Below are 13,070 nucleotides of genomic sequence, written 5' to 3'. Positions count from 1 at the left end.
TCAGGACCCCGATGTCTTCGACTTGCCGTTCTTCAGTTGTGACAAGAATGGTCCGTATCCATCCTCGCTGGCCCAGTAACGCAACAGATTCGTCACGCCCCGGCTGGTAATGGTCGCTCCGGACAATCCATCGACCGCGTAAGGGTTTCCCGGAGGCGCGGTGCCTTTGTAGACCAAGGCGGCCGGCTGCCCGTTTTCGTCGTACAGCTTCTGGTCTTCCCATTGAGCCTTCCACGCCGGGTTGTCGACTTCGCCACCCAATCCGGGCGTCTCGGCGTGTTCGTAAAACGTCAACCCTTGGATCGTTTCCAGGTCGCCCTTAAGTGCCAGGTATCCGTAAAGCGTCGACCACAGGCCCTTACCGTAGACCGGCAACACGACTTGTTGAAAGCCATCGGTGCCGGGCTTGGTGACGAAGTAAACTTTCGCCACCTTCTCGCGGCGACTGACACCTGGATCGTACGGCACTTCGCCGATCTCGGTGCTCGTGTCGACCTTGTCCGCCGCTTCGCGCGGGTCGTAATCGGCGGGATCCATGTCCTTGACGATCTGGCCGGTTTCCAAATCGACCAGCTCTTCGCTGACCCAGGCGTACAGCTCTTCGATCTGCGCCTTGGAAAGCTCGCTGGCCGGTTTACCGTATTCGCCGATCGACAGCCCAGCGGCATCCAGAATGTTCTTCTGGCGATCGAGCATCTTATTTTCTTCCTGCTTGCCCTTGAGTCCGACAGCGGCAACGCTGACGACCAGCGAGCAGACGACGCACAGGATGGTCGCCGTCAGCAGGGTGTTAACAGTTGAATCACGTTGTGACATAGCGTGCCATCCTCCGGCGAACGTTTGCGGAAACAACGAAGTAATCGATCAGCGGCGCGAACACGTTGCCGAACAAAATGGCCAACATGATGCCTTCGGGAAACGCCGGGTTGATGCATCGAATCAAGACGGTCATGAAACCGATCAGCGCGCCGTAGATCCACTTGCCCTTCTCCGTCATCGAAGCACTGACAGGGTCGGTGGCCATGAACACCAGCCCGAACGCCAGACCGCCGACGACGAAGTGCCAGTAGAACGGGACGCTCATCATCGGGTTGCTACCCGTGGTGACACCGTTGAGCAACAACGACGTCGCGGCGACACCGCCCAGCACACCGGCCATGATCTTCCAGGAACCGATCCCGGTCCCAATCAGAATCGCCGCACCGATCAGGCACATCAACACACTCGTCTCGCCCACGCATCCCTGAACCGTACCCAGGAACGCACTGGTCCACGTGATCGGCTCCGTCCAGGTCACCGGATCGGCCGCACCGAGTGAATAATTGACTGATTCAAGCGAGGCCAAGGCCGCGTTGGTTTCGCCGCCCGGATCGGGCGTCGCGACGGCCATCTGCCCCAGCGCGGTCGCACCGCTGAAACCGTCGACCGCCGTCCAAACTTTGTCGCCGCTGATCTGGCCGGCGTGTGCAAAGTACAGGAACGCTCGACTGGTCAGGGCCACGTTCAAGAAGTTTCGTCCGGTTCCCCCGAACACCTCCTTGGCCACGATCACGCCGAAAGCGATCCCGACGGCCACTTGCCAGAGGGGAATCGAGGCCGGCAGGGTGAGCGGAAACAGCAACCCGGTGACGAGGAAGCCTTCGTTGATCTCGTGCCCGCGCAGGACACTGAAGACCATTTCGATGTGACCGCCGACGAACATGCAAACGAAGTACATCGGGATGAAAAAGATCGCCCCGAGCATCATGCAGTCGGCGATACTGCCCGGGTCATTGGTGAAACCCATGGCGTTGTGAATCGTGTAATGCCAATCACCGACATACTTCTCGCCGGCCTCTGCGGCACGCTGAATGGTGGTGTTCGCCTGATAGCCGACGTTCCACATTCCAAACAGCGTCGCTGGCACGAGAGCCATCACAACGGTGATCATCATTCGCTTCAGATCGATATTGTCACGCACGTGCGTTTGCCCGTGAGTGATTTCGCCCGGCGTGTACAGAAACGTGTCAATCGATTCGTACACCGGATACGCGATCTGCAGCGGTCCGCCCTTGTCAAACAGCGGATGGACTTTGTCCAGAGCAGCGCGGAGTGCTTTCATTGGTCAGTCTTGCCCAATAACGGTTTTTTCTGAGTAAATGGAACGGCTCGGCAGCTCCCCGCCGCGTCCGCTAGGTGTCTGTGAACGGTTCGGATCAGCCTTCGCGCTCGATCGTGATCAAATTCTCGCGAAGCAACGAGCCATATTCATATTTTCCGGGACAGACGAAGGTGCATAACGCCAAGTCTTCTTCTTCCAGCTCCAGAGCGCCTAATTGCTGCGCCTGGTCGGTGTCGCGGACGATCAACGCGCGAAGCAATTGCGTCGGCAAGATATCCAGCGGCATCACTCTCTCGTAAGTCCCCAAGGGAACCATCGCCCGCTCGCTGCCGCCGGTGCTGGTCGTGAAGGCAAACTTCTGGTTCGGCAACATCGTCGACGCGAACACGCGGGTCGTGCTGAACTTGTCAAAGCCCGGTTTCTGCCAGCCGAGAAACTCTCGCTCGTCACCTTCCTGGATCACCGAGATCTGGGTGTGGTAGCGTCCCAAGAAGTTGTGCGGGGCACTGGCGGTGCGTCCGCAAAGTACCGATCCGGAAATCCGGCGGACCTTGATGCTGGCATCGTACTCGCCCTCGACCAAATGGCTGATGTCGGCTCCGATGCGGGTTTCCAACAGACGCGGCTTGCCGATCACGGGACCGGCGAGCGAAATCACACGTCGCACGTCCAACTTGCCGGTCGTCAGGAGGGCGCCGATCGCCATCACGTCCTGATAACCCAGGTACCACACCGTCTTGGTCGGACCGACTGGATCGAGTTCGTGGATATGGGTTCCGACCAATCCGGCCGGGTGGGGGCCGCCGAACTCGGTGACCGTGACGCCATCGACCGCGCCGCCCGGGATCGCTGATCCGGGAGCCTTGCAGACGTGAACGGTGCCGTCGGTCAGCTTCGTGATCGCGGTGAGCCCCAAAATGAATTGATCCTTGCGGTCGGCCATCGCCGTGGCCGGGCAGGCGGCAAGCGGATTGGTGTCGATCGCCTGGACAAAAATGGAACTCGGTTTCGTGCCCGGGGCAGGAACCTTGCCAAACGGACGCGTCCGCAAGGCCGTCCACAGCCCGCTGGTGGTCAGCAACTCCGTCAACGCCGCCGCATCCATCGCATTGACGTCGCCGACGTCAAAAATGACGCTGTCCGATTCGCCCGGCGAAGGATCGACGTCGATGACCACGGCCTCAAACTTCCGCTTTTCACCGCGAATCACGTCCGCAACCGTTCCCGCCGCCGGCGACGTGTACGTCACGCCTTCGGTTTTCTTGTCGGTAAACAACGGCTGACCCAATTTCACCTTGTCGCCCGGGGCCACCAACATCGTGGGCTTCATGCCGATGTAATCGTCCCCGACCAACGCCACTTGCGTGACCGGCTTGGCGACTTCGATGTGCTGAGCGGGCGTGCCGAGGATCGGAAGATCCAATCCTTCTTTGATCGTGATCATAGGCTTCGAAAAACGGTTGAACGCTGGACTGAACGCGGGAACGAAAACAAACGCGGGGACGGAATCAGGCGCCGGAGGATCAAGCAGACACGGGGCACTTTGTGATTTTTTTCACAAGCGAGCAGCGAGCAAATGCCCACGTCGGTGGGCAAACGAAAACGGCAAGTTCCTTGGCCAGGGAATATTACATAGCTGACCATAACTCGCAACGGTACACCGATCTGCAGACCGGAGACGGACGCTCCCAAAACCCTTAGGGCCAACGGAACGCCTGTGCGAGCGGCTAGCGAAGCTGACACCCGCACGGCAGGAAAGGTCTAGCGAGAAATCGCCCAAGCGTATTCACTATCTGTCCGACAAGGAAAATTCCTTTTCGTTTCTGTGACTCAAACGGTTGGCGCGAATCCTCATTTCCTACCGATTTTCGTTGCGAAACAACTCGACACCCCCTCCCCACATCGGTGCCACGTCAACGGCCCGCTGAGTCCCTTCGAAGTCTCTCCATTACCCTGCAAGCGTTTTTCGTGACCAACTCCACTTTGGCTGATCGCCGCACCGATATTCGAAACGTTGTCATCATCGCCCACGTTGACCACGGAAAAACCACGCTCGTTGATTGTTTGCTTCGGCAAAGCGGTCAGTTCCGCGACGCGGAACTCAAGGGCGATTGCATCCTGGATTCGAATGACTTGGAGCGAGAACGTGGGATCACGATTCTTTCGAAAAACATTGCGATTCCCTACCGCGACGTGAAGATCAATCTGATCGACACGCCGGGGCACGCGGATTTTGGCGGTGAAGTCGAACGGGTGATGACGATGGCTGACGGCTGCCTGGTGTTGGTCGACGCGGCCGAAGGCCCGATGCCACAGACGCGGTATGTCTTGGAAAAAGCACTGGCGGCGGGGGTCAAACCGATCATCGTGGTCAACAAGATCGACCGCCCCGATGCGCGATCGCACGAGGCGCTCGATGAAGCACTCGAATTGTTGGCCGACCTCGGTGGTGAGCACCAACTCGATTCGGTCGCCTATGTCTATGCCAGCGCCAGAGAGGGATTTGCGACCACGGACCCCGACCAGCCCAACAACGACATGCGGCCACTGCTGGATCTGTTGGTCGATCATTTGCCGGGTCCCGAAATCGACGCCGAAGCCCCGCTGCGGATGCTGGTGACGACGCTTGATTGGAGTGAGTACGTCGGACGGATCGCCGTTGGCCGAATTCAATCGGGCCAGATTCGCGCCGGCCAGACGATTGACCTGCACCAAAAAGGAGGGCCGGTCAAACAGAAGATTGCGGGGCTGTACGTGTTCAATAATCTCGGACGGGCGAAAACCGAAGTCGCCAGTGCCGGGGATATCGTGGCAATCGAAGGCTTCGACAACGTCGAAATCGGGGACACGGTTTGCGCAGTCGACGCAAATAACCCGTTCGATCGGCCGGCCGTCGATGAACCCACCCTCGAAATGGTGTTCGCCGTCAACTCGTCTCCGATGGCGGGCCGGGAAGGCAAATACGTCACCACGCGTCAGATCAAGGCTCGGCTGGAAAAAGAACTCGAACGCAACGTCGCCCTCCGCGTCGAATTGATCCCCGGGACCGAGTCCTATGCGGTCAAGGGACGTGGCGTGCTCCATTTGGCGATCTTGATCGAAACGATGCGGCGCGAAGGATTCGAACTGAGCGTCGGGAAACCACGCGTCATCAATCGCGACATCGATGGCAAACCCCACGAACCGTTCGAGTCGCTGCGGGTCGAAGTGCCCACCGACGCGATGGGCCCCGTGATGGAACTGGTCGGGCTGCGCCGTGGGACGCTGGAGGAAATGAAACAACGCGGCGATTACAGCTTGCTCCGATTCACGATCCCCTCACGCGGTCTGATCGGATTGCGAACCCGGCTGCTCAACGCGACGCGTGGCACCGCACAGATTCACCACCGCTTCGATAGCTATCGCCCCGTCGAACCCGAAGTCCCCCGCCGCGCCAACGGCGTTTTGATCTCGATGGTTTCGGGGAAAACGATGCCCTTCGCACTGTTCGCCCTACAGGACCGCAGTGACCTGTTCGTCGGTCCCGGCGTGGAAACGTACGAAGGCATGATCGTGGGCGAAAACGCACGCGACAACGACATGAACGTGAATCCCTGTCGCGAAAAAAAGCTGACCAACATGCGGGCCTCAGGAAGCGACGAAAACGTCATCCTGAAACCGCCACGCGACATGTCGCTGGAAGCGGCGCTGGAATACATCGAAGACGACGAGTTGGTGGAAGTCACCCCGGAAAGCATCCGTCTGCGAAAAATCCTGCTCAAAGAGTCCGATCGCCGACGAAACAGCCGGAAATAGGACAAACAAGGAGACAAGGAGGGGGGGGAGATAAAATACGTAGGGCATGCTGTGCATGCCGGATGACACGCATCTGGCATGCTGTGCATGCCAGATGCCACGCGCGGCATGCTGTGCATGCCGGATGCCTGAGCCGAACGTCACGCACAGCGTGACCCACGCAACTCGCCCCCCGTCTCAACCCCTCCGGCGAACCGATTGGCCAAATCGACGTAGAACGTGATAATGTATTGGCCCCCCGGACCGCGGGCGCAGCACCGCCGCCGGCCTTTCCCCCGTCTACACTTTCTGGATACCAATTCGATGACGTCCAAATCGTTCTCGCTAACCTTGGGATTTCTCGCCGCGTTTGGTTTTGCAGTCCTGCCGGGTTGCCAAGACAAATCGACCACGACGGTGACGGAGGCGTCCGATGCGGATCACGACCACAGCCACGATGACGGTGATCATGACCACGACGGCCATGACCATGACGAGCACGGCGATCACGACCATGACGACCACGAGGGGCACGACCATGACGACGATCACGCCGAAGCGCACAGCCATGACTTCAAGTCGCTGTCCGAAGCGGTCACAGAGATCGAATCACTGCGTGACACGATCCGCGACGAATTCGCCGCCGGCGATACCGATGCCGCTCACGGTCCGCTGCACCACATCGGCGCAGTCCTGATTGCGACCGAGAACTTTATCCAAACCATGGACGACTCCGAGCAGAAAACGGCGGCGGCTGCGGCAGTTGATTCACTGTTGGATGATTTCACCGCCGTCGATCAAGGCCTGCACGGCAGCGAAGAGAGCAACGCCAAGGGCAAGAGCTACGACGACGTCAGCAAGTCGATCGACGAAGCAATTGAAACGCTGAAAAAGGACGCGAACTGATGGCCAGATTCCTCTGCGGCACCGCCTTGCTGCTGACCTGCTGGACACTCGCCGGCTGTAGCGGCAGCTCCGATTCGAGCTTCGAAAACGCGTCCTCGACCAGCCTCGGCCCGACACCCACACAGGACGTTTCCTTCGTCTTGACCGAAATGCCCGATGGCGAAGTCTCCACGCCGACGGAGATCAAAGAAGCGGGCAGCGACGAGGTCTCGGTCGTCCTGGGCGGCCGCATTGACGCCGGTGCGGCCGATCCGTTCCAGCCGGGACAATTGGCCTTCATGATCTCCCAGCTGCCCGACGAAGGACACGGTGAGGGTGACCCCGAGCACGCCGACAACTGCCCGTTTTGCAAGCGCAAACTGGAAAACGCCCCGCGGGCGATCGTCCAGTTCAAGGGACCAGACGGCGGCATTTTGGAAGGCGATGCCCGCCAAACGCTGGCCTTGGAAAAGGGCGACGTCGTTTACGTCACCGGAATGGCGCAATACAACCCAGCCGTCAACACCGTGATGGTCAACGCCACGGGTGTGTTCCGAAAGTCCGCCCACTAATTTTGGCCTCTCCGATCCCGTTTGTCGGCCGGAGAATTGCGACCGGCGCCCGACGCTGCTAACCTACAGCGGCTGGATGGGGCGAGTTTTCGCGACAGCCCATCCAGCTTCCGCTTGTCACTCCCCTCTCAGAACCACTCGCAATGTCCGCCACCACAACGGAAAACAACGGCGAAATCTTGGTTGTCGGATTCATGGACAGCAAGATTCTCGACAGCCAACGGATCGAGCAAGTCGGCCGTGAGCTGCAAGACGCCGTTCCCCAGGCAATCCACAAAAAGTTGTTGCTGAACTTTCGTGGCGTCTCATTCATGTCATCGGCCATGATCACCAAGTTGGTGATGCTGAACAAAGGATGCAAAGCCCAGGGCGTTGCACTGAAGTTCTGTGAAGTCTCGCCGAACGTCTTGGAAGTCTTCAAAATCACGAAGTTGAACAAACTGTTCGACATCCAGGGCAGCGAAGACAAGGCGATCGCCAGCTTTGAAAAGAAAGGTTGGTTCGGTTGAGCCCCGCCGGCGTGACGGGAAACGGTGACGCGGAAGATTCTCATTCGCAATCCTCCGAACTGACCGCCGCCCAAATCATTGATCTGGAACGCTCACAGATCGGTCATGATGTGCATGACCTGTTGATCCCGTTGATGTTTGCCGCGTCGGCAAATCTGCAGGCCGCGTTGCGTTCGGCTGACGATCCAACCACTGCGGCCGGCGAGCTGGCGCCGCTTTTGGATCGCATCGCCAAATCCGACGATTGGCTCCAGCAAGCCTTGGCCCTTGCGCGAAATCTGCTGACTCAGATCTATCCGCCCGAACTCGATCAGTTGTCCTGGCTGGCCGCGGCGAAAGACACCGCCAACCGAATCGGTGGCTCGGATTGCCAGGTGGTTTGGGACGTCGATCCGGCAAGCCCGGTCTGCGATTCAAACTGGAACCGCGACCAGGCGACCACCGCTTATCGCGTTTTGATCGAGGCGCTACGAAACGCGACGCGTCACGGCAACGCAAAAACCGTTTCGATCCGCTGCCAGCCCGATCGCTTGGTGATCGCCGACGACGGTACAGGCTTTGACCCGGCCGAAATCGATCCCAACCGGTTTGGGATTCGCTCCATGAAAGGCCGTGCCCGACTGGTCGGAAAAACCGTGACGGTCGAGTCCGCCCCCGGCGGCCCGACCACGGTCACGATGACGCTGTAAGCGGTCACGATGCCGCTAGCAGCAGCCGATCAAACCGTCTGATACGACGGAAAATCGGTGTAACCTTTCTCGCCGTTGGGCTGGTACCAATCGCCCATGTCCGCCTCCGGTGCCAACTCCAATCCTTCATCAAAACGGCGCACCAGATCCGGATTGCTGATGTACGGCCGACCGAATGAGATCAGGTCTGCCGCTCCCGATTCAATCGCCTGTTCAGCGGTCGCTTGCGTGTACCCGCAGTTTCCCATCAATGGTCCACGAAAGACCTCGCGGAATTCGCCCAGCGTCATCGGGTCGCCAAGCTCATGGAACCCGAATGCCAGTCCGTCCATGACGTGCAGGTAGGCCAAATCCAACCGATCAAGACTTTGGGCGACGAACGTGAATTGCTGGCGATAGTCCGGCGACCCCATGGCATTGAACGCACCGTTGGGCGACAAGCGGACGCCGACGCGCTGCGAGCCAAACACTTCGGAAACCGCTTCGACGACTTCACCGAGAATCCGATAGCGGTTCTCGATGCTGCCCCCGTACCGATCGTCACGATGATTCGCTTTGGATTGTAGGAACGTATCGAGCAAATAACCGTTGGCCGAGTGCACTTCGACCCCATCAAAGCCCGCTTGTTTGGCGCGTTCCGCGGCGGCGCGATAGTCGGCAACGATGCCGGGAATCTCTTCGGTCGTCAACGCGCGCGGCACCTCGTAGGGTTCTTTCCCCCGCGGCGTGTGGATGGTGTCGCCGTCGATCTTGATGGCCGAAGGTGCCACCGGAGGCTCGCCGTCGTGGAAACTGCTGTGCGAGGCGCGGCCACAATGCCACAGTTGCATGAAAATCTTGCCACCCGCCTCATGAACACTCTCGGTGACCGATCGCCAGCCCTCGGTCATTTCATCGGTGTAGATTCCCGGCGAATCCACCCATCCAATCCCCTGCTTTGAAACCACCGTCGCTTCGGTGATCACCAATCCCGCGGTTGCGCGTTGCCAGTAGTACTCAGCCATCAAAGCGTTGGGGACACGGTCACCGCCCGACCGCGCACGGGTCATCGGTGCCAGCACCACGCGATTGGCCAGCGACAGGCCACGCAGATCAAACGGTTGCATCAAGTTCGGCGAATGGGACATCAGTTGGTGTTGCCAATGGAAAACGAGTACGGATGTGGAATCAGTTACCACACTCTATTACTCGGTCCAGAGCAGAGTCTTACACCGGTCCCGGAGCCCTGCCTCGCTCGCGCAACATCGCGAATCCAATCATCGCTCGATCTCTGCCGAATCGATTCTGTGATCGCCCCGCGACGAAAATGCAGCGAATAGGCAGGAAAACACAACTGACGTCAGTTGATTCGCGTACGCGTTCGGCCCCCTCGCTTGCTTAGCCGTTACGAAAAACAGGTAAGAAGATTTCGAGGGTAAGAAAATAATGCAATGCACCATCCCTTCGATTTCGCCAATCTTCCTACCCCAAAATCTTCCTACCCACACTCAGCGACTGTTCGTCACCGGTTCCGGCTCGAGCAAGGCGCCGCGTTGGGGGTAACCGCCGTCCACGTTGATTTGGACGGTCAGATGGCGGCGCCATTGTTCATCGTTTTGCGCGGGATGATCGCTTCGAAAATGGACGCCCCGCGATTCCGTTCGCACCATGGCCGAGGAAACCATGATCGCGGCGGTGGTCAACAGGTTTTGCAGTTCCCAGCCGGCTTCATCTTCGAATTGATGATTCATCGCGTACGCGGCGTAAGAACGAATCGTGTCGGCGGCTTTTTGCAACCCCTCGGCATCGCGTTCGACTCCGACCAATCGTCCCATCAAACTCTTCAGCGAGATGCGAACATCATCGATGTCGAACGATTCGGTGGGCGACGTGGCGGACTGGCGAATCTGCATCGCCCGCATCTCATGATCGCCTTCGCTGGCCGACCGCGACGCGGCCCCGCCGGCGGCCGCACCATAGACCAACCCTTCGAGCAGACTGTTGCTGGCCAATCGATTCGCGCCATGCAAGCCACTGCTGGTCACTTCACCGGCCGCCCACAGCCCCGGCAAACTGGTACGTCCCTGCCGGTCCACCGTCACACCGCCGAGCATGTAGTGCGCACCCGGTCGAACCGGAATGCGATCACTGGCGAGGTCCAGTCCGAACTTGGCACAGAGTTCGGCGATCCCGGGAAACCGCGCCACGACGTGCTTGGCATCCAGGTGCGAAAGGTCCAAGTAAACACAGGGATGTGACGTCACCTGCATCTGCCGAATGATCGATTGGCTGACGACGTCTCGGGGTGCCAACTCGGCCCGCTCGTCGTAGTCGGGCATGAATCGGTGCCCGTTGGAATCAACCAGATGGGCGCCTTCGCCGCGGATCGCTTCGGTGATCAACGACCGCGAGGAACCGGCGATGTACAACACCGTGGGGTGGAACTGCATGAATTCCATGTCGCTCAGTTGAACACCCGCGCGATAGGCTAACGACGAACCATCGGCGGTCGCCACGGCGGGATTGGTCGACTCACGAAAAATCTGGCCGGCACCGCCGGTGCACAGGATCGTTTCTTTGGCCCAGACCATCATCGGTGGTCCGCCGTCTTCGGAAACGATCGCGCCACGGCATTGTCCGCCGTGCGTGAGCAAGTCGATGGTGAAGGTGTTTTCCAAGATGCGAACGTTTTTCAGGGACCGCGTCCGCTGAATCACCGCCCGCATGATCTCCGCCCCGGTCGCGTCGCCTTGGGCGTGAACGATGCGCTCATGAGAATGGCCGCCCTCGCGACCGAGTTCCAACACGCCTTCTTCCAGGTCAAATTGCGTGCCCCAGCGGACCAGCTCTTCGATCCGTCCGGGCCCCTCGCGAATGACCATGTTGACGACGTCGACGTCGCACAGGTTTGCACCGGCGACCAGCGTGTCGCGGATATGATTTTCAAAGCGATCGTCGGGATCCAGCACACCGGCGATCCCGCCCTGGGCGTAGGTGCTGTTGGATTCTCGCAGTACATCTTTGGTGACCACCAAGACCCGCAGGTGAGAATCGACGGCATTGGCGGCGCGCAATCCGGCAAGCCCGCCGCCGATGATCAAGACATCCGTGAACCTGTGGACCGCGTGACGCGTGTCAAAAGGGACCAGATATCGCGGCGTCATCATCAGTGCAGAGTCCCAGGCGGGCGGTTTCAGGGCGGACGCGAACTGCGACCTAACGCGCTAGTTTACGCCCTCGGCCATTGTTTTGAAACATCCTGGCTAAAGCGACTTGAGAAACCAAGACACTTTTTTCGCAAATTGATCGATGTCCGTTCCCACCCAACGCTCAAAGTCATTCAGTCGGGCGAATCGATCGTACGGCTGGTAGGTCCCCCGGGATGCGGTTCCCGAGAGCACCGCGGTAAACTGCTCCGGCTCACGCTCAGCCAAATAGAACATCATCGCCCAGGCAACGGCGTAGGCGTCAGCGGTCGTCGCGGGGTTGTTAAACATCTCGTTGGCGCCGACCAGATCGCGGACCGCTTCGGCAAACTCCGGCGAACGCCCCCCGTCATATCGGATTTTGATTTGCTCCAGACTGGATTGATTGACGCGGTCTCGCGTGTGCAGCCCGGACTGGCCCCGCACCATCGCTTCGGGTTCAAACATTTGCCCGACGCCTTCGGTCACCCAGCGGGGTGTGATCACGACGCGGCTATGCACGTTGTAGTTGTAGGCAGACTGGTGCGCGGCCTCGTGCCGAACGGTGTCGGCGATGAATCGCAGATGCCCGCCGTCGTGCGTGATCACACGGTTGCTCTCTCGGGCATAGATTCCGGCGACCCGTTTGACGTCCACGTTCATCCGCTGCAACTCGGCATACATGGCCGCCGAATCGGGCATCACGACGGCCACCATCGGGAATCGTCCCCGGCGGATCTTGACGCCGCGTCGCGACATGTAGGCGACGAAGGCACGGTGCGATCGCTCGAACAGTTGCGGCCAGCGCTCGCCGCGCCCCCGCGGCTGGACAACCAGAAAATGCTGCGTGCTGATGACTTCAAAGTCGCGGCCGAATTCCTTTTGAAGATCAACCTTCATCTCCATCAACGTCGCAGGCTGATACGATGCATCCAACGCGCGAATCGTCTCTTTCGCTTTGCCCGTCAACGTGTGCAACTGCCCGTCGCGAGCCAACACGATCAGTTCCGAGGGAAAGTCCATGATCGGGATCCCCAACAGTGAATTGCTGCCCAAAGTGAATTCGATCAACCCCGGCGCCCCGCCGCTGCATCGGCCGGCCGACAACATCCCGCCGGCAATCAGCACCTGTAGAAGCGTCACGGCGACGAAGCGTTTCACCGAGTTTTGCGATCGAATTGCCGAGCAGCGCGTTCGAATTGCCGAAAGGGACGCGGGAAAGGACAACGAGGAGACTTCACGTCGCGTGATGGTTTGATTCATCGTGGTTGCGTGACTCAAGCGGGTGTGGGGCGAGTGATGACAAGCGTCCCGCCGGTTCCGGGATCGGTAACAGGAGTTCGAAAATGGCAAATCCAACCGTTTTCGTTGCCGAA

11 protein-coding genes are annotated in these 13,070 nt (G+C 59.4%); 5 read left to right on the top strand and 6 right to left on the bottom strand.

Going from position 1 to position 13,070, the window contains the following annotated elements:
• The 3 genes from TBK1r_RS04365 to TBK1r_RS04355 all read right to left on the bottom strand — a co-directional run bounded on the left by TBK1r_RS04365 (position 1) and on the right by TBK1r_RS04355 (position 3,545).
• Entirely contained in the window at positions 1 to 816 is an 816-nt protein-coding gene (locus TBK1r_RS04365) for a Na(+)-translocating NADH-quinone reductase subunit C (protein ID WP_145207698.1), read from the bottom strand.
• Positions 803 to 2,101: an NADH:ubiquinone reductase (Na(+)-transporting) subunit B gene (locus tag TBK1r_RS04360; protein WP_145207697.1), complete on the bottom strand. Its 1,299-nt coding sequence runs from the start codon at positions 2,099 to 2,101 to the stop codon at positions 803 to 805. Before TBK1r_RS04360 ends, TBK1r_RS04365 begins: the two co-directional genes overlap by 14 nt.
• A gap of 94 nt (positions 2,102 to 2,195) precedes the next feature.
• Positions 2,196 to 3,545: a Na(+)-translocating NADH-quinone reductase subunit A gene (locus TBK1r_RS04355; protein ID WP_145207696.1), complete on the bottom strand. Its 1,350-nt coding sequence runs from the start codon at positions 3,543 to 3,545 to the stop codon at positions 2,196 to 2,198.
• A gap of 524 nt (positions 3,546 to 4,069) precedes the next feature.
• Between TBK1r_RS04355 and typA the strand changes: the two genes are divergently transcribed.
• The 5 genes from typA to TBK1r_RS04330 all read left to right on the top strand — a co-directional run bounded on the left by typA (position 4,070) and on the right by TBK1r_RS04330 (position 8,530).
• Positions 4,070 to 5,896 (top strand): translational GTPase TypA, encoded by a 1,827-nt coding sequence (gene typA / locus TBK1r_RS04350; protein ID WP_419580954.1) that lies wholly within the window; start codon positions 4,070 to 4,072, stop codon positions 5,894 to 5,896.
• A gap of 303 nt (positions 5,897 to 6,199) precedes the next feature.
• Entirely contained in the window at positions 6,200 to 6,781 is a 582-nt protein-coding gene (locus TBK1r_RS38260; protein WP_419580953.1) for a hypothetical protein, read from the top strand.
• Positions 6,781 to 7,332, top strand: coding sequence for a hypothetical protein (locus TBK1r_RS04340; protein WP_145207695.1), 552 nt, complete (start codon positions 6,781 to 6,783; stop codon positions 7,330 to 7,332). The genes TBK1r_RS38260 and TBK1r_RS04340 overlap by 1 nt, the downstream gene beginning before the upstream one ends.
• A 143-nt stretch (positions 7,333 to 7,475) precedes the next feature.
• Positions 7,476 to 7,841, top strand: coding sequence for an STAS domain-containing protein (locus tag TBK1r_RS04335; RefSeq protein ID WP_095742109.1), 366 nt, complete (start codon positions 7,476 to 7,478; stop codon positions 7,839 to 7,841).
• The gene (locus TBK1r_RS04330; RefSeq protein ID WP_419580952.1) at positions 7,838 to 8,530 is read left to right on the top strand and encodes a sensor histidine kinase; all 693 of its coding nucleotides are present in this window, start codon (positions 7,838 to 7,840) and stop codon (positions 8,528 to 8,530) included. The genes TBK1r_RS04335 and TBK1r_RS04330 overlap by 4 nt, the downstream gene beginning before the upstream one ends.
• A gap of 29 nt (positions 8,531 to 8,559) precedes the next feature.
• Here the strand turns inward: TBK1r_RS04330 and TBK1r_RS04325 are convergent, their stop codons facing one another.
• The 3 genes from TBK1r_RS04325 to TBK1r_RS04315 form a co-directional block, all read right to left on the bottom strand.
• Positions 8,560 to 9,657: an alkene reductase gene (locus TBK1r_RS04325; protein WP_145207693.1), complete on the bottom strand. Its 1,098-nt coding sequence runs from the start codon at positions 9,655 to 9,657 to the stop codon at positions 8,560 to 8,562.
• Positions 9,658 to 10,017: 360 nt separating this feature from the next.
• A complete protein-coding gene (gene nadB, locus TBK1r_RS04320; RefSeq protein WP_145207692.1) occupies positions 10,018 to 11,676 on the bottom strand; it encodes an L-aspartate oxidase in 1,659 nt (552 codons plus the stop codon).
• Positions 11,677 to 11,772: 96 nt separating this feature from the next.
• Complete coding sequence (locus TBK1r_RS04315) at positions 11,773 to 12,957, bottom strand: DUF1570 domain-containing protein (protein ID WP_145207691.1); 1,185 nt, start codon at positions 12,955 to 12,957, stop codon at positions 11,773 to 11,775.
• Between the last annotated feature and the right edge of the window lie 113 nt (positions 12,958 to 13,070).

Source organism: Stieleria magnilauensis (genome assembly GCA_007753675.1).
Taxonomy (GTDB): domain Bacteria; phylum Planctomycetota; class Planctomycetia; order Pirellulales; family Pirellulaceae; genus Stieleria; species Stieleria magnilauensis.
The sequence above is the reverse complement of the archived record's forward strand: the minus strand, read 5'-3'. Positions and strand labels throughout refer to the sequence as shown.